The organism is Aquabacterium sp. (assembly GCF_044226965.1).
In the GTDB taxonomy this organism is placed as follows: Bacteria; Pseudomonadota; Gammaproteobacteria; order Burkholderiales; family Burkholderiaceae_C; genus Pseudaquabacterium.
The window spans coordinates 52,160-70,889 of record NZ_JBGAGA010000020.1 but is presented as its reverse complement, the minus strand read 5'-3'; the positions used below and the strand labels follow the sequence as shown (position 1 = coordinate 70,889).

Below are 18,730 nucleotides of genomic sequence, written 5' to 3'. Positions count from 1 at the left end.
CAACGACACTAAGACGTTATGCAACTGCTCACCCCGCTGAAGGCCCTGAACAAAGCATTCCTGAAGCAGAAGTCGGCCCGCGCAGATATTGACGTGTTGGCCCGTGCGCTGCCGCCACTCTTGGGTGAAATCAAGACCGAGGAGAGCGAGGAATATTACAAGAATCTGCTGTCGCACTTTCTTAGAAATATTGGATACGAGGGGCGCCACTTCATTAACACCCATGGCGATACAGACTTGGTTATCCATCACGGACCTACACGGCAAGCTGATGTCGCCGTATTAATAGAAGTCAAGCGCCCGAACAATCGGGTGGAGATGATCGGCAGAAAAGGATGGAATTGCAAGGCTTTCCAAGAACTTCTGCTCTACTTCTTGGACGCGAGAACTGAGAACAATGGATTTGAACTCCGCAATCTCGTCGTCACAAATATCATCGATTGGTATGTCTTTGATGCGCAGCTGTTTGAGCGCCTGTTCTATAGAGACACGTCTTTACTTCGTGCCCATCGAGACTTTCGAGCTGGTCGGCTATCTGGCACGACGACTGACTTCTTTTACCGAGAGATTGCCTCCCCTGCCATCGCTAATGCCGAAGACCAAATTTGTGCAACTCATTTTGATCTAACATCATATAAAAATGGAGGCGTCCGGAAGTACGTTGAACTTCATAAGATACTTTCTCCAACGCACCTATTGAAGCTACCTTTCGCGAACGACAGCAATTCATTGGATGCAGCTTTCTACTCCGAACTCCTTCACATTATCGGTCTCGAGGAGCGACGAGAAGGAGCCAAGAAGTTGATCCTTCGAAAGGATGCTGGGAGCCGCGATCCTGGATCGCTACTTGAGAATACCATTTCAGAAATCAGTGCCCTCGATAAAATCAACCGCGTTAAGAACCCTCAGCGATTTGGGCAGGTTCGCGAAGAGAGGCTCTTTAATATCGCCTTGGAGCTGGTAATAACCTGGGTTAACAGGGTACTCTTCCTCAAGCTACTGGAGGCGCAACTCGTCACGTTTCGAAGGGACCCTGGCTGGGCTTTCCTGAATAGTGCAAAGATTGCGTCCTACGGGGAACTGAACGCACTCTTTTTTAGGGTGCTTGCTGTTCCATTCAACGAGCGCAAAGGCAGCGATCAGAGTCGGTTCGGACCAATTCCATACCTAAATAGTTCACTGTTTGAGCCTACTGAACTAGAGCATGACGTATTTAACATCGGTGCGCTAGATCGAGATCTGACACTCAAATGTCATCCAAAGACAATCCTGCGTGACGAGCGAGACAGAAAACTTGCCGGACAGGTGGGCTCACTGGAATACCTTCTTCGATTCCTCGCCTCCTATGATTTTGGCAGCTCGGGAAGCGATGAAGTGAAGGATGATGACAAGCCACTGATCAGTGCGTCTGTCCTTGGGTTGATCTTCGAGAAGATCAATGGGTACAAGGATGGCTCGTTCTTCACGCCTGGCTTCGTAACCATGTACATGACGAGAGTCGCGATTGTTGGTGCGGTCTTTCAGAAGTTTCTTGAGGCGAAAGGATGGAATTGTCAAAGTCTCGACGAGCTATATAACCGGATTGATGATGTAGAAGAAGCTAATCGAGTCGTCGATAGCCTTCGGATTTGCGATCCGGCCGTGGGCTCTGGACACTTCTTAGTTTCGTCGCTGAACGAGCTGATCGCGTTGAAAAGCGAGCTGAGAATACTTAGAGATCGGCACGGCAGGCTGCTGAAGGAGTATCGGGTTCAGGTGGTCAATGACGAACTTCATGTGTTCGACGAAGAAGGCGCGCTATTCGACTACAGACCTGGAAGCCGAGAGAGTCAAAGAGTCCAGGAGGCCCTTTTCCATGAAAAGCAAAGACTCATTGAAGGCTGCCTCTTCGGAGTGGACGTAAACCCGAACTCAGTAAAAATCTGCCGCCTGCGGTTGTGGATAGAGCTACTGAAATCCGCCTACTATCGTCAGGGTGAAGAGCTTGAAACCCTCCCAAATATCGACATCAATATCAAGGTGGGTGATTCCCTTGTCGCGCGCTTTCCTTTGGATGCTGACCTTCGGCGACCGCTTAAGCGCGCGGGGCGTGGTATAGCGGAATACCGATCTGCAGTGGATACCTATCGAAACGCTACGAGCAAAGCGCAGAAACATGAAATGGAAGCGATCATCGATGCGATCAAGACAGACTTGAAGCACGAGATTGCATCGAACGACCCTCTTATTATACGGCTTAGACAAATAGACGGGCGCCTCGCGACCTTGGAGCGCCAACAGGATCTCTTCAGCGAAGACGATGGAGCGCAACTGGCTCGGGAAGCGGAAGAAAGAAGACTTACGCGCGAACAACAACGCATTAGATCTGTAATGGAGTCCGTTCAGGATGCTCGCATATTTGTGAATGCGTTTGAATGGAGGATTGAGTTTCCCGAGGTCCTTGATGACAAGGGGGAGTATCATGGCTTCGACCTTATGATCGGCAACCCGCCATATGGCTTATCGATCAAAGGTGATGCTAGAAACCACCTCCTCGAGACATTGGGAAAGGTTCCCGATTTTGAAATCTACTATTGGTTTATCGATCGGGCCAAACAACTTCTCAAGCCGAGGGGAATTCTCTCGTTCATCGTTCCCAACACCGTGCTATTCAACGTAAATGCGCGAAATTATCGATCTAAGCTGTTGGATGATTGGTGCTTACATGAACTATTGGACTGCACTGACATACCAATTTTTACGGATGCGACCGTTCGCAACGTGATAATTACTGGAAAGCGGGGAGTGTCGGAGCAGATTGGCTACCGCCAGACTTCGGAAGTAAGTGGGTTTGACGACTTGGTGGGACGGCCCCGATCGTGTCTGCCGCGAACGCAGTTCGAGGTCCAGATCCAAAACTGGGCGCTCTTGTTTAAACTGTCCCCTGAGACTCTCTCCGCTATTGAGGAGATTCGTAGTGGTGCCGTGCCATTGTCAAGATTCTTTCCTGAGACAAGTCAGGGGCTAATTGCGTATGACAAATACCAAGGGCAGGATAAGGCAACCATCACATCCCGAAAGTATCACTCGCGTATTAAGCATGGTGCCGACTGGAAGCCATGGCTGCGGGGGGAAGACGTCAAGCGGTATGCTGTGACATGGAATGGGCAGGAGTACATAAAGTATGGAATTGGAATAGCCAACCCGCGCGATCCAAAGTTCTTTGTGGGCCGGAGGGCCTTGATCCGCGAGATCACCAATCCGACGATTTACGCAGCCATAGCGACGGAGGAGCTGTACAACGATCCGTCGGTGCTTGTGGTGAAGGATTCAGGCAGTACGCCGCTCAGTTTGGAAGTATTGATTGCGATCCTGAACTCAAAACTTGGGACCTTTTACCACTTCAATTCTTCGCCAAAGGCTACAAAGGGGGCGTTTCCCAAGATCCTAGTGACGGACATCAATCAGTTTCCTCTGCCTGCTGTGCCAAAGGCTGCTTGTGTCCGCATGATCGAAAAGCTATCTCGCAGAATCCAACAGGCAATTGCGACCGGGAGAAGTCCCGATCTCAGCGACGAGGCGGCCCTGGATCGAGCCGTGTGTGCGCTGTACGCCCTGTCTCCCGCGACCACTGAGCTGGTTCTTGGCGCGTCGTGACGTCCACCGTCGAAGAGGACCCCAGTCTTCAATCCTAGGCTGCCGATTGCCAATGCGTTCAACGATTGGACGGCAGTCGGTTAGAGACGTTCGATCCTCCTCGTCTCCAGCGGTGTCGACACCTGCTGGCTGCTAGCGAATCGACTGCGACAACCTCGGCAGAACCGGGCTTCGACACTTGACTTGCCGACTAGCGAACCAAGAAGCGGCCGGCTAGGAGGGGTCGCCCACCAGATTGCGCTCGGGGGTGTAGCCTCAATATATGAGGCACCAGCCCAAGGTCGCCCCGAGCGGGGCAGGCCCCGACAATGAGCATGCGCCTCCGAAAAGGCGACACCAATGCTAGTGCAACTGCCAGTTTCCTGTCGCGGCTAGCTCAAGGATGTCTTGAGTTCGCCAGGCGACGCATCGTTCGGAGACCCTGACGCTTGGGGGATACTTGCCCGCCTTGACTCCGGCGTACCAAGTCGATCGTCCGACCGGAAATAACTCTAGGACCTTGGGCAATCGAATGAGGCCCTGGGCCGTTTTCTTTTCGTTGACGTCCATTTCTGTGGCTGTGTTTCGCAATTGAGGGTTTGTTTAGGGGAGTGCAACGCTGTGCACCCGGGTCGTTTGCAAAACCCAGTATAGTCATCGACAACTTTTACCCCACTGGTCAACCCCCTGACCGAGGGGGTGGCTGATGTCTTGCCAGCCCGCCAAAGTGGGGCCGGCTCGCCTGTGCGGTGTTGAGTCTGTCGTCTCGGACGGCGCGTAGGTGCTCCTCCCACTTCGACAGTGCGGCAGCCTTCTCCTTGAGGTACTCGTACTGTTCGTAGTGCTTCTGCTGCACGCCGCTCGTTCTGCCGTGCGAGAGGAGCTGGGCGCGCACGTCCCTGCTGTACCCGAACTCCTGGAGTTTTGTCTCGGTCGTTCGACGGACGTCTGAGGCCGTGAAGTGACCTCCTTCCGCAGGCTGCAGGCCCTTTGCGATGGCGGAGACCGTGTTGGTGAGTGACGAGTTGCTGATCGGTCGCTTGCCGCCAGTCGTGGAAAAGATGAACACTCCTTCTCCGTTGGCCGTCGCCAGCTGTTCGATCAGCGTTGCTACCTGGGCGGATACGGGGATGAAGTGATCGAGGGCTTCCGTGCGGCGGCCCTTGGGATCTTGAAGCCGCAGCACCCGTTCCGAGGCATCGTAGTCGTCCCAGGTCGAGCGAAGCAGCTGCTGCATGCGCTGTCCTCCCAGCAGAATGTTCACGCGGACGGTGATCGCGATCTGCCCGTCGGCGGCCTCAAGCGCGACCAAGAGAGCACGAAGCTCCTCGTCTGTAAGGACGCGAGTCTTCGCGCGCTCGACATCGCTCAGCCTCGGCACCAGCGCCATAGGGTTGGAGCTGAGCTTGTAGACCGCTCCGTCAGCAGCTGCTCGGCGAGGATCGAGGTCTGATGAGGCGCCGTGTCTGAATGCCGCGAGTAGGTAAGACCGGGTGGCGTTTGTCTGGCGTCCGATGCCTGCGTTTACCATCCGCGCGAGAATGTCCCGGCAATCTTCAGGGCTGATCGCATTCGCTGGAGAGCGAGCAAGCGCGGGCCACGGCCCCGTGACGTGGCGCTTGAAGATCATCTCCACGTCCCGGGCCGACACGCTGTTCCTGGCGCGGAGCGACGCGACGTAGCTCTCTAGCAGGCCCGCGAATGTGCCTAGCCTTGCCTTTACTCTTTGCGCCTCGGCGGCTTCCCGCCTCGCATCCAACATCGCCAGTTTCGGGTCGATCCCATTCCGGACGTTCTCGATCTGGTCCCTCGCGAGCTTGCGCGCAGCCTCTAGCGACAGCGCGGGCCAGTCTCCCAAGCGGACCTCTCCTTGATGCTCCTTCGACCGGTAGCGGAAGGTCCAGGTCCTGCGCAAGGCGCCCCGAACCTTGGTGCACGTGATCACCAGGCGGCCATTGCCTGTTGGGAGGGCGCCGTCGGTGCGAGACTGTTCTGCCTTGAGGGTGCGCAGAGTCGCGTCGGTCAGGGGCTTTGCGGCGGTGCGACCGGTGGCGGCGACCCGCGGCGATTCGGTCACCATAGCGGTCACCATAGGAGCCTGGCTGTGGGCGGATTTCATCGAACTCACTTGGACTGATGAATGTGATCATATCCTGTGAAATCAACAACTTAGGTTGATGTTCAAGACTCCGACGAACATCACTGGACACTGCGATAAAGGACTCATAATCCTTTGGTCGTTGGTTCAAGTCCAACACGGCCTACCAGTCCAAGGGCGACGACCGCGGGAGCGGTCGTGCCCCTGTTTGGCGCACCAGCTGGCTGTTGCCTTGGCGCCCTTGCGGCCGCGCAGGCATGTCGATGTGAAGTGTGGAAGGCGCTGGTTGGCAACGGGCACAGCTCCAGTTGCGTAAGCGGCATATACAGCCTAAAGTGTGTTTTATGAAGATACATACTGAAGGCTGTATGGACGAATTCCCCGTGCGCACCCCCGAGCAGCTGCCTGGGCTGCTTCAGGGCTTTCGCAAACAGGCCGGGTTCACCCAGGCGGACGTTGCTTCGCGGCTGGGCGTGACGCAGCAGACGCTGTCCTCGCTGGAGCGCAACGCGACGGCCGTCAGCGCCGCTCGCCTGATGAAGCTTCTCAGCATCCTCGGAGTCGAACTCGTGCTGCGCAGGCCTTCGGGAACGTCGTCGCAGCCCGAGCAGCCGGTCACCGACGCCGGCAAGGCGCAGTGGTGACGCATGGGGCGTCGCTCGCACACCCGCCGACTCGGCTTGTGGATGAATGGCGAGCCGGTCGGCATCTGGACCGCTTCGGCAGCCCGGGACGAACTGCAGTACGACTCTGCCTGGCTGAACTCGGCCCAGAGGCGACCCCTCTCGCTGTCCTTACCTTTCCGCCCAGGCAATCCGCCCCATCGAGGCCCGGTCGTTCGGGACTACTTCGACAATCTGCTCCCGGACAGCCAGTCGATCCGGGACCGGCTGGCGCGTCGATTCAAGACCACGACCACCGATGCTTTCGATCTGCTGGCACAGATCGGCCGTGACTGCGTCGGTGCACTGCAAATCGTGCCCGATGGGCAGGGCCCTGGCGAGGTGAGAAGCGTACAGGCTCAGCCGCTGGACGAAGCGGGCGTCGCCCGTGTGCTGCATGCCGCGCTGACGCCCGGCAGCTTCGATGACCAAGCCTCGTACCCGGACGAATTTCGCATCTCCATCGCCGGTGCCCAGGAGAAGACGGCGCTGTTGTGGCACGAGGGCCGGTGGTGGCGTCCCACGGGAGCGACCCCCACCACTCACATCCTGAAGCTGCCGCTCGGGCTGGTGGGCAACATGAAGCTCGACCTGCGCGACTCGGTCGAGAACGAGTGGCTGTGCGCCCAGATCCTGGAGGCTTACGGCTTACCGGTCGCCCGCTGCCACCCGCTGAGCTTCGAAGGCCAGCGGGCCCTGGGCATCGAGCGCTTCGATCGCCGCTGGGCCGACGATGGCTCCTGGCTGATTCGCCTGCCTCAGGAAGACATGTGCCAGGCCACCGCTACGCCCGCGCACGGAAAGTACGAAGCAGACGGCGGCCCTGGTATCGACCGCATTCTCGAGGTCCTGAACGGTTCGATCAGGCGGGTGCAGGACAGAGAGAACTTCTTCCGGGCCCAGCTCTTGTTCTGGCTGATGTGCGCACCCGACGGGCATGCGAAGAACTTCAGCATTGCCCTGCACGCCGGAGGGGCCTTCTCGATGACGCCTCTGTACGACGTCGTGTCGGCCTACCCCGTGCTGGGAGATGGCCCGAACCGGATCTCACCTCACCGGGTGAAGTTGGCGATGGCGCTGCGGTGCACGAATGCCCACTGGCGCATGCGCGACATCCTGCGCCGGCATTGGGAAGAGGTCGGGCGACGAAACGGGATCGTGACCGCGTCGGGGCAGGGTGTGGATGCGTTGATCCAGGACGTGATCGAAAGGACCCCGGCCGCACTCGACGCAGTCGTCGCCAAGCTGCCCAGCGGCTTCCCGTCACACGTGGCCGACTCGATCATCGGTGGCATCAAGGCTGCTGTCGGCAAGCTACAAGTGGCGACCGCTGCGTAAAGGCGCGAGGCCGTCTTCATTCAAACGGGAGTGTTCCACCCGGCGCGCGACCCGCGGGTCACACGAACCCGTCCCCCGCTTCCTTCAGCACCCGCAGCACGAAGCTCGACTTGCTGTGCCGGATGCCGGGAATCTTGTAGAGCTTTTCGCGCAGCAGGCGTTCGTAGTCGCGCGTGTCGCGCACGGCGATGCGGATGTAGTAGTCGTAGTCGCCGGAGACCAGGTAGGCCTCGACCACTTCGGGAATCGTCGCCAGCACGCGGCCGAATTCCTGCAGCGTCTTGTCGGTATGGCTGGTCAGCGTGACCTGCACGATCACCGAGTCGTGGTAGCCCAGGCGTGTCTTGTCCAGGTCGATGGTGTAGCGGCGGATCACGCCCTCGGCCTCGAGCCGCTTGATGCGCGTCCAGCAGGTGGTGGGCGACAGGCCGACCTCCGCGCCGATCTCGTTCAGCGTGCGCCGGCTGTCCTGCAGCAGCAGGCGCAGGATGTGCAGATCGAACTTGTCGAAATTTCCTTCGGCGTTTTGGGGTGATGGGCGAATAGCTTTCATCGTCGGCAGGAAAGGCGGGTGAAGGAACGAAGCCTATTCTGTGGCGGCGCCGGAAGAATGTCCGCATGGATTCCCCCGTCGCCGCGCTGCTTGCCCTCCCTGCTGCCGACCACCCCGCCCGCCTTCGCAACGGCGCCCAGGCGCTGCTGCAGGCGCTGGTAGAGGCCGGCGTCGACACGATCTTCGGCTACCCCGGCGGCGCCGCGCTGCCGCTGTACGACGCGCTGCACGGCGAGCCGCGTCTGCGCCACGTGCTGGTGCGGCACGAGCAGGCCGCCGTGCATGCAGCCGAGGGGTATGCCCGCAGCACCGGTCGCGTCGGCGTGGTGCTGGTGACGTCGGGGCCGGGCGTCGCGAACACGATCAGCGGCCTGCTCGACGCGATCAGCGATTCGGTGCCGCTGCTGTGCATCAGCGGCCAGGTGGCCACCACGGTGATCGGCACGCAGGCCTTCCAGGAAAGCGATGCGCTGGGCATGAGCCGGCCGGTGACCAAGTGGAATGCGCAGGCGCGCGAGGCGCGGCAGATTCCCGGCCTGGTGGCGCGGGCGCTGGCGATCGCTGCGGGCGGGCGGCCCGGGCCGGTGCTGCTGGACGTGCCGAAGGATGTGCAGCTGGCTCCGGTGAAGGGCGGCGGGGCCGCGGTGTCGGCGCGCCCGCTGCGCCAGCAGGCGCGCAGCCTGCCGCCGCGCGGCAGCCTGCAGCGGGCCGCCGACCTGCTGTCCACCGCGCGGCGGCCGGTGCTGTACGGCGGCGGCGGGCTGGTGAACGCCGGCCCCGCGGCCTGCGCGGCCTTCACTCAACTGGTCGACCGCCTCGGGGCACCCTGCGTGCTGACCTTGATGGGGCTCGGCGCGCTGCCCGCGTCCAGCCCGCACTTCCTGGGCATGCCGGGCATGCACGGCACGCTGGAAGCCAACCTCGCGATGCACCATGCTGACCTGATCGTCTGCATCGGCGCGCGATTCGATGACCGGGTGACCGGCCGGCTCGATGCCTTCAGCCCCGGCGCGCGCAAGATCCATGTCGACATCGATCCGGCCAGCATTAACCGCACGGTGAAGGTCGACGTGCCGCTGGTGGGCGACTGCGGCGCGGTGCTGCGGGCGTTGGCCGAGGTGATGGGGCCAGGCGCGGCCGATGCCGCTTCACGGCTCGCGCCCTGGTGGCAACGCATCGAGGGCTGGCGCGCGGTGCGATGCCTGGACTTCGCCCCGCGCGAGGACGTGATCCTGCCGCAGCAGCTGATGCGCTCGGTCCGGCAGGCCATCGACGGTCGCGGTGCGATCGTCAGCACCGATGTTGGCCAGCACCAGATGTGGGCCGCGCAGTACCTGCGCTTCGAGGCGCCGCGCCGCTGGCTCACCTCGGGCGGCGCCGGCACCATGGGCTACGGCTTGCCGGCGGCGATCGGCGCGCAGGTCGCGCACCCGGACCGGCTGGTGCTGTGCATCAGCGGCGACGCCTCGGTGCTGATGAACATCCAGGAGCTGGCCACCGCCACGCAGCACCGCACGCCGGTCAAGCTGGTGCTGGCGAACAACGGCTACATGGGCATGGTGCGGCAATGGCAGCAGTTGAACCACGGCAACCGCCTGAGCCACAGCTGGAACGAGGCCCTGCCCGACTTCGTCTCGCTGGCACGGGCCTTCGGCTGGGGCGCGCGGCGGGTGGACCGGCCGGCCGAGCTGGCCGAGGCGCTGGCCGAGTGCCTGGCCTGGCCGGGGCCGTTCTTTTTGGACGTTGGCATCGCGCCGCTGGCCAACTGCTTCCCGATGATCCCGGCCGGCGAGGGCCACCATCGCATGCTGCTGGCCGAGGGGCGCTGGTACGAGGAGGCGGGCCACAGCACGGCAGGCCACCGGGCCGGCCGGCCTTGAGCCTGCGCAAGCCCGGGCCAGGGCATCGGGCCCAACATCGCCCGCATGGGCAAACGCATTCTTGTCATCGAAGGCCACCCCGATCCGGACGGTGGCCGCTTCAATCACGCGCTGGCCGAGGCCTATGCCGAGGCCGCCTTGGCGGCCGGCCACGAACTGCGGCGCCTGAAGCTCGCCGAGCTGGACTTTCCGCTGCTGCGCAGCAAGCAGGACTGGGAGCAGGGCGCGGTGCCGCTGGCGCTGCGGCCGGCGCAGGATCACATCCGCTGGGCCGAGCACCTGGTGTTCTTCTTCCCGCTGTGGCTGGGCGGCATGCCGGCGCTGCTGAAGGGCTTTCTCGAACAGGTGGCGCGGCCAGGCTTCGCGCTGTCGAAGCCCGAGGGCAAGGCCCTGCCAGAGAAGCTGCTGCGGGGCCGCTCGGCGCGGCTGGTCGTGACGATGGGCATGCCGGCGCTGGTGTACCGCTGGATCTTCCGCGCCCACAGCCTGAAGGCGCTGGAGCGCAACATCCTCGGCTTCGTCGGCATTGCACCGGTGCACGAGACGCTGATCGGCATGGTCGAGGGCGAAGCGGCCGGCCGCGCGCGCTGGCTGCGGCGGCTGGCCGCGCTGGGACGGCGCGGCGAGTAGCCGCTGCCCTCAGCGGATCGTGACGGCCTTGAGGTTGTCCTCGCTGTTGCGGTCGATGCGCTTGTTGTAGGGGTCGATGCCGGCCCACTTCGGCTCGCGGTCCAGCACCAGCGTCAGGCGCTGCTGGCCGCTGTGGATGCGCTGCTTCTGCAGGCTCAGCACCGAGGCCGGCTTGAAGCCGGGCTTGCCGGGCTCGTCGGTGAACGCGCCGACCTCGACGACCTCGTCCATCGGCGCCTCAGTCTCCTTGCCCTTGCCGTCGGCGTAGAGCTTGCGGGCGCTGATGTCCAGCGTCAGCGCCCACTTGCCATCGGCGCGCCGGGTGGCGGTGGCGTCGGCGGCCTTCAGGTCGAGCAGGGTGATCTTCTCGAACAGGTCGGTGATCAGCGCGTCATGCTCGGGCCCGGCCTCGGCGCGCAGCAGCGCGAGGAAGTCGCGGGTGTTGGGGTAGGGCGCGTTCTTGAACGCGTGCTGCTGCAGGAACTTCGCCATCGCGCGGTTGACCACTGCCTCGCCCACCACTTCCTTCAGCCAGAACATCGCCAGCGAGCCTTTCTGGTAGTGGATGTAGGGCTGGTTCTCCACCCGCGCCAGCGGCAGCTCCTCCACCACTTCGCCGCCGCGTGCGCGCAGGTAGCGGTCGAGCTCGTACTTCAGGAAGCGGCGCATCTGCTCGGGGCCGTAGAGCTGCTCCATCACCAGCAGCGCGGAGTACTGCGCGAAGCTCTCCACCAGCATGGTGCCGCCCTGCTGTTCGCTGGGCACGAGCTGGTGGCCCCACCACTGGTGGCCGATCTCGTGCGCGGTGACGTAGCTGACCATGTCGATCTTCTCGGGATCGGTCTGGCGGTGGATGAAGCCGATCGACTCGGAATACGGAATCGTGTTGGCGAAGCTCTGCGCGAAGTTGGCATACGCCGGGAATTCGAGGATGCGCGCCTGGTGAAACTGGTAGGGGCTGAACTTGCTGCTGAACAGCGCCAGCGAGAGCTTCATCGCCGCCAGCATGCGGTCGACGTTGTACGGGTGCGCCGGGTGGTAGTACACGGCCAGCGCCACCTCTTCGCCACCGTGCTTCCACACGTCCTGCTTCACCGCGTAGCGGGCCGACTGGATCGAGAAGAAGTGGTTGATCGGCGCATCGGTCTTGAAGCGCACCACGCGGCGGCCATTGGCCGTGGTGTCGCTGACCGTGGTGCCGGGGGCGATCGGCGTCTGGTCGGCGTCGGTGCCGACGGTGATGTCGGCCTTCACCCAGATGCTGTCGCGGCGGAAGTCGCCATGGGCGCGGCCGCTGTCGTCTTCCAGCGTCGGCGGGCGCAGGTCGGGCGGCAGGCCGTGCTTGCGGCGCTTCGCGCGGTCTTTCAGGAACGCATCGCGCGAGACGCCGAGAAAAGGCGTGATCTCGCCGTTGTCGATGAAGCTGCCATTGGCGACGATGCGCGTGAGCGGCGCGCTGTTCGGAAAGCCCTGTTCCTGCAGCGTGGTGCGGAAACCCAGCGTGCGCTGCTCGCCCGGCTGCATCGGCTGCGCCAGGCGGTAGATGCGGTAGTTCAGCCGCGGCCAGTCCTGCTGCACGCTGGCGCCTTCGAGCTGCAGCTGGTCGAGCTTCAGCCGCGGCGCCCAGCTCAGGTGGATCTGGTCGATCGGCCGGGCCGTGCGGTTCTCCAGCGTGTAGCGGCCGGTGGTGACCGCGCGTGTCTCGCGCGGGTACAGCTGCACGTCCAGCACCACGTCGGTGATCATCGGCTGCGGCACGTTCTCGAACGGCAGCAGCGTGCGCTCGGCCTCGGCCAGCAGCGCCTCGTTCTCCGGCGCGGTGCGGTAGGTGTTGAGGACGTTGGTGTTGTAGAAGATCCAGCCGCCGATGCCGGCCCAGGCCGCGAGCGCGCCACCTAGCAGGCCAAGGGCGCGGCCACGCAGGCGCTGGCGCAGCTGCTTCAGCCGCGGCCTCAGCGCGGTGATGGCACCGCGCCGCCACAGCCCGTAGGCCAGCACGCACAGCACCAGCGCACAGGCGGCCCAGTAGGCCTGGAACCAGGCTGCACCGATCCAGAAGCGGCCGATGCCGTTCATGTCCGACAGCGGCGTCGGGGAGGTGCCGGCGTAGTTGTACAGGTTGTGCTCGAAGCCGGCGCTGCCCAGTGCCACCGCGGCCACCAGGAACAGCAGCATCACGCCCCAGCCGACGAACTTCTGCGGCACCAGCACCTGCACGAACACCGACAGCACCGCCAGCAGCACCGCGCTGATGGTGGCCGGCAGCACGAACCACAGCAGGTAGGCGTCGGGCTGGAACAGCGTGTAGCCCTTGAGCAGCTGCACCAGCATGCCGGTGAGCATCGCGATCACCGAGGTGCTGGCCAGCACCAGCGCAATGGCCAGGATCTTCGGCAGCAGGTGCGCCCAGTCCGGCGCCGCGGTGGCATCGACGATCTCGTGCACACGGCGCTCGCGGTCGCGCCACACCAGTTCGCCGCCGTAGAAGATGGCGATGATCATCGGCATGATCGTGAACGCGTCGTTCAGGCCGTTGACCATCAGCCGCGTGACCGGGTACGAAGGGCTGCCGTAGAGCTCGCCGGTGAACCACAACGTGCCGCCGGCATTGAGCAGGCCGATGCCCATCAGCACGAAGAAGGCCGGGCTCTTGAACACGAAGGCCATGTCGAACTTCGTCAGCGCCCAGGCCTGGGCGCGGCGGGTCGCGGCATCGCTGCGCGGTGCAGGCAGGCGACCGGCTTCGGTGCTGGCGGTGGCGGGTTCCTCATCGCCCGCCTTGGCGGCCGGTGCGGCCGCCGCCGCGCCGCGGGTTTCGAAGCGGAAGATCTTCCAGGCCAGCGCCAGCATGGCCAGCGCGAGACCGGTCCACAGCAGGCGGTTGTAGAGCAGCGGACCACTCAGCGCCGGCAGCAGGCTGTTGCGTTCGGCCGCGGTCCAGTAGCGTGTGGCGATCGACAGCGCGGAAATGCCGAAGGGGTCGAGCAGCGCGGCGATCTGGTCATGCCGCGGGTCGCGCAGCAGCCCGCGCATCACCAGGTACAGCACCAGGAAGGCCACCGCGCCGACGTAGGTCCACATCATCGACCGCGTGGCGGTGGCCAGTGCGAAGAAGCCGGCCGCGGTGATCAGCAGCGTGGGCAGCGCGAACGTGAACAGCGGCAGCAGGTAGTGCGCCAGGTGGAAGGCGCCGATCTTCTCGGGGTCCTGGTGCGGCATCAGCGCGCCGAGCCCGATGGCCAGCGGGACGCAGGCCAGCACCACGAAGGCCGCGGCCGTGGCCCCGGCGAAGCGGCCGAGCAGATAGCCCGTCTTGCCGATGGCCGTGGTGCGCAGGATCGGCGCGAAGCCGGTCTCGTCGTCGCGGATCACGACATTGGCCACCAGCGCGACGGTGATGAACACCGAGAAGATGCTCATGATCGCAAGCGTCTGCACGATCGCGAACGGTGCGTTGATGTTGACGTTGCCGCGGCTGCCGATCTGGATCTGCTCGACCGTGGTGGCGCCGAAGGTCAGCAGGAAGAAGAGCAGGCAGCCGACCCAGAACACCGGGCTTTTCAGCTGGTAGCGCCATTCGAAGGCGGCGATGTGTCGCAGCATGGCGTCAGGCCGCCTGTGTGGGGCTGCCGGCGGCCTGGCGCTCGCGGTACAGCGTGGCAAAGTAAACGTCCTCCAGTCCACCGGGCACCGGCTCGAAGCGCGGGTCGGGCGCGGCATCGGCCAGCACGTGGATCTGCGTCTGCCCGCCGCGCAGCCGGGTGGCGATCACCTCGAACTGCTTGCGGTACTCGGGCAACTCCTGTTTGTCGACGCTGCGTGTCCAGACCCGGCCTTCGAGCGAGCGGATCAGCGCGCCGGGCGTGTCATGCGCGACGATGCGGCCGTTGACCAGGATCGCCATCCGCGAGCACAGGTCGGTGACGTCGTCGACGATGTGGGTCGACAGGATCACCACCACCGATTCGCCGATCTCGGCCAGCAGGTTGTTGAAGCGGTTGCGTTCCTCGGGGTCGAGGCCGGCGGTGGGCTCGTCGACGATGATGAGGCGCGGGTTGCCGATCAAGGCCTGCGCAATGCCGAAGCGCTGGCGCATGCCGCCCGAGAAGCCGGCGATGGGGCGCTTGCGCACTTCCCACAGGTTCACCTGCTGCAGCAGGGCCTGCACCGTCTCGCGCCGTTCGCCGCGCGCGGCGATGCCCTTGAGCACGGCCAGGTGGTCGAGCATGTCGATCGCCGAGACGCGCGGGTACACGCCGAAGTCCTGCGGCAGGTAGCCCAGCGTCGCGCGGATGCGTTCGGGCTCGGCCAGCACGTCGATGTCGCCGAAGCGGATGCTGCCGGCGCTGGGGATCTGCAGCGTGGCCAGGCAGCGCATCAGCGAGGACTTGCCCGCGCCGTTGGGGCCGAGCAGGCCGAACATGCCGCGCGGGATTTCGAGGTCGATCTGGTCGAGCGCGCGCGTGCCGTTGGGGTAGACATGGCTGAGCTGCCGGATCTGCAGCGTGGGAGAGGGCGACATGCGGAGTGCTTCGGGAGGCGGGTGATGCTGCGCACTGTGGCCAAAGCCCGGCGGGCGGGCAAGCGCGCGGCGATGAAGAGTGCAGGCAGCGGTACAGACCGTCGCGCCTGCGTCACAGGCTGATCAGGGCGGCATCAGGCGTGGAGGCGGCTGGAGCGCGGCACGCTCGCCAGCAGGAACTCCATCTGGTCGGACAGGATGCGGCGGCCGCGCAGGATCATGTCCTCGTGCAGGCTGGGCACGTAGGGCAGGTACAGCAGGGTCATGCGCGCCTCTTCGGGCATGCGGTTGCCCTTGCGGCCATTGCAGGCGCGGCAGGCGGTGATGCAGTTCATCCAGGTGTCCCTGCCACCGCGCGAGACCGGGATGATGTGTTCGCGCGTGAGCGTGTCGAAGCCGAAGCGGCCGCCGCAATAGGCGCACAGGTGCCGGTCGCGCACGAAGAGCTTGGGGTTGGTCAGGGCCGGGGTCTGGCGCCACGCGCGGCTGGGCACCGCGCCGCGCACCGCGATGATCGAGTGCACCTCGATGCGCGACTGCAGCCCCGTGGTGCGCTGGATGCCGCCGCGCAGCACCTGGCAGGCACGGCCCAGGGTCCAGGCCACGCCGTCGCTGGCGTAGAGAAGGGCGGCCTCGCGTGGCGTGATCCACGCCTGAGGGCGTCCGGACACATCGAGCTGCAGCACGTCCACGAACCGTCGACCTCCGAGCTGTCGGATGGAATCGGAGCTTAAACCATCCGGCGCGGGCCGGCCGGCGGTGCCCGGGCGCGCGGACCGCGGCGAATTGCTGCAGCACCTAGTCACGCGGCTCTAGAAAAAAGAGCGGCGACGCAAGGCACAGGGCGGCCGCTTTCTGCAAAATAGCACGATCGTTCGTTTCAATTGCCGACGCGCCGTGACCGTCACCCCCCTGCCCACGCCCCGAAAACGCACCAGCGCCGCCGGCGCCGCCCGCTCGTTGCAGAAGGGCCAGCAGACCCGTGCGGTGATCCTCGAGGCGGCGCTGGGCCAGGCCTCGCACATGGGGCTGGAGGGCCTGTCGATCGGCGCCCTGGCCGAGGTGACGCAGATGAGCAAGTCGGGCGTCTTCGCCCACTTCGGCTCGCGCGAGGAACTGCAGATCGCGGTGATCCGCGAGTACCACGCCCGCTTCGAGGAAGAGGTGTTCTTCCCGGCGGTGCGCGAGGACCGCGGCCTGCCGCGGCTGCGTGCGCTGTTCGAGCGCTGGGTCAAGCGCGTCTCGGTCGAGCTCGACTCCGGCTGCATCTACATCTCCGGCGCGGTGGAGTTCGACGACCGGCCGGGCCCGGTGCGCGACGCGCTGGCCTCGATGGTGCAGGCCTGGCAGAACGCGCTGGAACGCGCGATCGCGATCTCGATCGAAGAAGGCCACCTGCGCGCCGACACCGACACGCTGCAGATGCTGTTCGAGATCCACGGCCTGATCCTCGCGCTGCACCACGATGCCCGCTTCCTGCGCCTGCCCGGCGCGGTGGACCGCGCGCGCCGCGGCTTCGAGCGCATCGTCTCGCACTACCTGGCCGAGCCGGCCGCCGCCAAGGCGCGCGGCGCGACCCGCTGATTGCCGTTCCCCGTTTTCCCCGTCCATTCCCTCCAGGAGCTCCCATGCCCCAGTACACCCCGCCGCTTCGCGACATGCAGTTCCTGCTGCATGAGGTGCTCAACGCGACCGAGGAGCTGAAGCTCCTGCCCAAGCACGCCGAGATCGACGCCGACACGATGAACGCGGTGCTCGAGGAAGCCGGCAAGTTCGCCGCCGAAGTCACGGCGCCGCTGAACCTCTCGGGCGACGCCGAGGGCTGCACGCTGGACAAGGCCACCCACGAGGTGAAGGCGCCCCAGGGCTTCAAGGAAGCCTACGCCCAGTACGTGGAAGGCGGCTGGCCGGCGCTGAGCTGCGATCCCGAGTACGGTGGCCAGGGCCTGCCAATCCTGCTGAACCAGTGCATGTACGAGATGCTGAACTCGGCGAACCAGGCCTGGACCATGTATCCCGGCCTGTCGCACGGCGCCTACGAGGCCCTGCATGCCCATGGCACTGACGAGCAGAAGAAGACCTACCTGCCCAAGCTGACCAGCGGCCAGTGGACCGGCACGATGTGCCTGACCGAGCCGCACTGCGGCACCGACCTCGGCCTGCTGCGCAGCAAGGCCGAGCCGCAGGCCGATGGCACCTACAAGATCAACGGCCAGAAGATCTTCATCTCGGCCGGCGAGCATGACCTCGCCGAGAACATCGTCCACCTGGTGCTGGCCCGGCTGCCGGATGCGCCGCAGGGCAGCAAGGGCATCTCGCTGTTCGTGGTGCCGAAGTTCCTGGTCAATGCCGATGGCTCGCTGGGACAGCGCAACGGCATCTTCTGCTCGGGCCTGGAGCACAAGATGGGCATCCACGGCAACGCCACCTGCCAGATGGTGCTGGAAGACGCGGTGGGCACGCTGGTGGGCGAGCCGAACAAGGGCCTGATGGCGATGTTCGTGATGATGAACGCCGCCCGCCTGGGCGTGGGCAACCAGTCGCTGGGCCTGACCGAGGTGGCCTACCAGAACGCGGTGGCCTATGCGAAGGACCGCATCCAGATGCGCGCGCTCTCAGGCCCGAAGGCGCCCGACAAGCCGGCCGACCCGATCATCGTGCACCCGGATGTGCGCAAGATGCTGCTGACCGCGCGCGCCTATGCCGAAGGCGGCCGCGCCCTGTCGATGTACACCGCGCTGCAGCTGGACAAGATGCTGGCCACCGACGACGAGGACGAGCGCAAGGACTGCGAAGGCGAGGTCGCGCTGCTGACGCCGATCATCAAGGCCTTCCTCACCGACAACGGCTGGACGGCCACGTCGGCCTGCATGCAGGTGTTCGGCGGCCATGGCTACATCCACGAGACGGGCATGGAGCAGTACGTGCGCGATGCCCGCATCAACATGATCTACGAAGGCACGAACACCGTGCAGTCGCTGGACCTGCTGGGCCGCAAGGTGCTCGGCGACAACGGGGCCAAGCTGAAGAAGTTCGGCAAGCGCATCGCCGAATTCGTCGAAGAGGAGGGCACCGACGAAGCGATGCAGGAATTCATCAACCCGCTGGCCGACCTGGGCGACAAGGTCACCAAGCTCACGCAGGAACTCGGCATGAAGGCCTTCGGCAATGCCGACGAGGTGGGCGCCGCGGCGGTGGACTACCTGCGCGTGGTCGGCCACCTGTGCTTCGCGTACTTCTGGGCCCGCATGGCCAAGGTGGCGCTGCAGAAGCAGGGCTCGGGCGACGCCTTCTACACCGCCAAGCTGCACACCGCGCGCTTCTACTTCGCCAAGCTGCTGCCCGAAACCGCCACGCTGATCCGCACCGCCCGCGCCGGCCTGGCGCCGCTGATGGCCATGGACGAAGCCTTGTTCTAAGCTGCTGACTCCC

The 18,730-nt window shown here is 64.2% G+C and carries 13 protein-coding genes; 7 read left to right on the top strand and 6 right to left on the bottom strand.

From position 1 onward, the window contains the following. Nucleotides 1–18: 18 nt before the first annotated feature. Entirely contained in the window at nucleotides 19–3,636 is a 3,618-nt protein-coding gene (locus ACILR4_RS11620; RefSeq protein WP_395701013.1) for an Eco57I restriction-modification methylase domain-containing protein, read from the top strand. A 342-nt stretch (nucleotides 3,637–3,978) separates the two neighbouring features. Here ACILR4_RS11620 and ACILR4_RS11615 read toward each other — a convergent pair whose 3' ends face one another. After that, entirely contained in the window at nucleotides 3,979–4,185 is a 207-nt protein-coding gene (locus ACILR4_RS11615) for a helix-turn-helix transcriptional regulator (RefSeq protein ID WP_395701012.1), read from the bottom strand. Nucleotides 4,186–4,294: 109 nt separating this feature from the next. After that, nucleotides 4,295–5,695 carry a tyrosine-type recombinase/integrase gene (locus tag ACILR4_RS11610; RefSeq protein WP_395701011.1) on the bottom strand — a complete coding sequence of 467 codons (1,401 nt, stop codon included), beginning with the start codon at nucleotides 5,693–5,695 and terminating at the stop codon, nucleotides 4,295–4,297. Between the two features lie 386 nt (nucleotides 5,696–6,081). Between ACILR4_RS11610 and ACILR4_RS11605 the strand changes: the two genes are divergently transcribed. Further along, complete coding sequence (locus ACILR4_RS11605; protein ID WP_395701010.1) at nucleotides 6,082–6,357, top strand: helix-turn-helix domain-containing protein; 276 nt, start codon at nucleotides 6,082–6,084, stop codon at nucleotides 6,355–6,357. 3 nt (nucleotides 6,358–6,360) lie between these two features. After that, complete coding sequence (locus ACILR4_RS11600; RefSeq protein ID WP_395701009.1) at nucleotides 6,361–7,713, top strand: type II toxin-antitoxin system HipA family toxin; 1,353 nt, start codon at nucleotides 6,361–6,363, stop codon at nucleotides 7,711–7,713. Between the two features lie 58 nt (nucleotides 7,714–7,771). Here ACILR4_RS11600 and ACILR4_RS11595 read toward each other — a convergent pair whose 3' ends face one another. Further along, the gene (locus ACILR4_RS11595) at nucleotides 7,772–8,266 is read right to left on the bottom strand and encodes an Lrp/AsnC family transcriptional regulator (protein WP_395701008.1); all 495 of its coding nucleotides are present in this window, start codon (nucleotides 8,264–8,266) and stop codon (nucleotides 7,772–7,774) included. A gap of 65 nt (nucleotides 8,267–8,331) precedes the next feature. Here ACILR4_RS11595 and ilvB point away from each other — a divergent pair, with 65 nt between their 5' ends. Continuing rightward, the gene (gene ilvB, locus ACILR4_RS11590; protein ID WP_395701007.1) at nucleotides 8,332–10,146 is read left to right on the top strand and encodes a biosynthetic-type acetolactate synthase large subunit; all 1,815 of its coding nucleotides are present in this window, start codon (nucleotides 8,332–8,334) and stop codon (nucleotides 10,144–10,146) included. A 45-nt stretch (nucleotides 10,147–10,191) separates the two neighbouring features. Further along, on the top strand, nucleotides 10,192–10,776 hold the full coding sequence (locus tag ACILR4_RS11585) for an NAD(P)H-dependent oxidoreductase (RefSeq protein ID WP_395701006.1): 585 nt from the start codon (nucleotides 10,192–10,194) through the stop codon (nucleotides 10,774–10,776). A gap of 9 nt (nucleotides 10,777–10,785) precedes the next feature. On the opposite strand, the gene ACILR4_RS11580 is transcribed toward ACILR4_RS11585, so the two are convergent. The 3 genes from ACILR4_RS11580 to ACILR4_RS11570 form a co-directional block, all read right to left on the bottom strand. Beyond that, complete coding sequence (locus tag ACILR4_RS11580; protein ID WP_395701005.1) at nucleotides 10,786–14,379, bottom strand: ABC transporter permease/M1 family aminopeptidase; 3,594 nt, start codon at nucleotides 14,377–14,379, stop codon at nucleotides 10,786–10,788. A 4-nt stretch (nucleotides 14,380–14,383) separates the two neighbouring features. Next, entirely contained in the window at nucleotides 14,384–15,298 is a 915-nt protein-coding gene (locus ACILR4_RS11575) for an ABC transporter ATP-binding protein (protein ID WP_395701004.1), read from the bottom strand. A 134-nt stretch (nucleotides 15,299–15,432) separates the two neighbouring features. Continuing rightward, entirely contained in the window at nucleotides 15,433–15,990 is a 558-nt protein-coding gene (locus ACILR4_RS11570; protein ID WP_395701003.1) for an HNH endonuclease, read from the bottom strand. A gap of 205 nt (nucleotides 15,991–16,195) precedes the next feature. On the opposite strand from ACILR4_RS11570, the gene ACILR4_RS11565 reads away from it, so the two are divergent. Both ACILR4_RS11565 and ACILR4_RS11560 read left to right on the top strand, forming a co-directional pair. Then, a complete protein-coding gene (locus ACILR4_RS11565; RefSeq protein ID WP_395701002.1) occupies nucleotides 16,196–16,882 on the top strand; it encodes a TetR/AcrR family transcriptional regulator in 687 nt (228 codons plus the stop codon). A 44-nt stretch (nucleotides 16,883–16,926) separates the two neighbouring features. After that, nucleotides 16,927–18,717, top strand: a complete 1,791-nt coding sequence (locus ACILR4_RS11560) for an acyl-CoA dehydrogenase C-terminal domain-containing protein (protein WP_395701001.1) — start codon at nucleotides 16,927–16,929, stop codon at nucleotides 18,715–18,717. Nucleotides 18,718–18,730 lie beyond the last annotated feature (13 nt).

Bases quoted from the DNA above. Each gene is read 5' to 3' on its own strand.
- ACILR4_RS11585 (WP_395701006.1), top strand. From the start codon at position 10,192: ATGGGCAAACGCATTCTTGTCATCGAAGGCCACCCCGATCCGGACGGT.
- ACILR4_RS11620 (WP_395701013.1), top strand. From the start codon at position 19: ATGCAACTGCTCACCCCGCTGAAGGCCCTGAACAAAGCATTCCTGAAG.
- ilvB (WP_395701007.1), top strand. From the start codon at position 8,332: ATGGATTCCCCCGTCGCCGCGCTGCTTGCCCTCCCTGCTGCCGACCAC.
- ACILR4_RS11610 (WP_395701011.1), bottom strand. From the start codon at position 5,695: ATGGTGACCGAATCGCCGCGGGTCGCCGCCACCGGTCGCACCGCCGCA.
- ACILR4_RS11575 (WP_395701004.1), bottom strand. From the start codon at position 15,298: ATGTCGCCCTCTCCCACGCTGCAGATCCGGCAGCTCAGCCATGTCTAC.
- ACILR4_RS11615 (WP_395701012.1), bottom strand. From the start codon at position 4,185: ATGGACGTCAACGAAAAGAAAACGGCCCAGGGCCTCATTCGATTGCCC.
- ACILR4_RS11600 (WP_395701009.1), top strand. From the start codon at position 6,361: ATGGGGCGTCGCTCGCACACCCGCCGACTCGGCTTGTGGATGAATGGC.
- ACILR4_RS11605 (WP_395701010.1), top strand. From the start codon at position 6,082: ATGGACGAATTCCCCGTGCGCACCCCCGAGCAGCTGCCTGGGCTGCTT.
- ACILR4_RS11580 (WP_395701005.1), bottom strand. From the start codon at position 14,379: ATGCTGCGACACATCGCCGCCTTCGAATGGCGCTACCAGCTGAAAAGC.
- ACILR4_RS11560 (WP_395701001.1), top strand. From the start codon at position 16,927: ATGCCCCAGTACACCCCGCCGCTTCGCGACATGCAGTTCCTGCTGCAT.
- ACILR4_RS11595 (WP_395701008.1), bottom strand. From the start codon at position 8,266: ATGAAAGCTATTCGCCCATCACCCCAAAACGCCGAAGGAAATTTCGAC.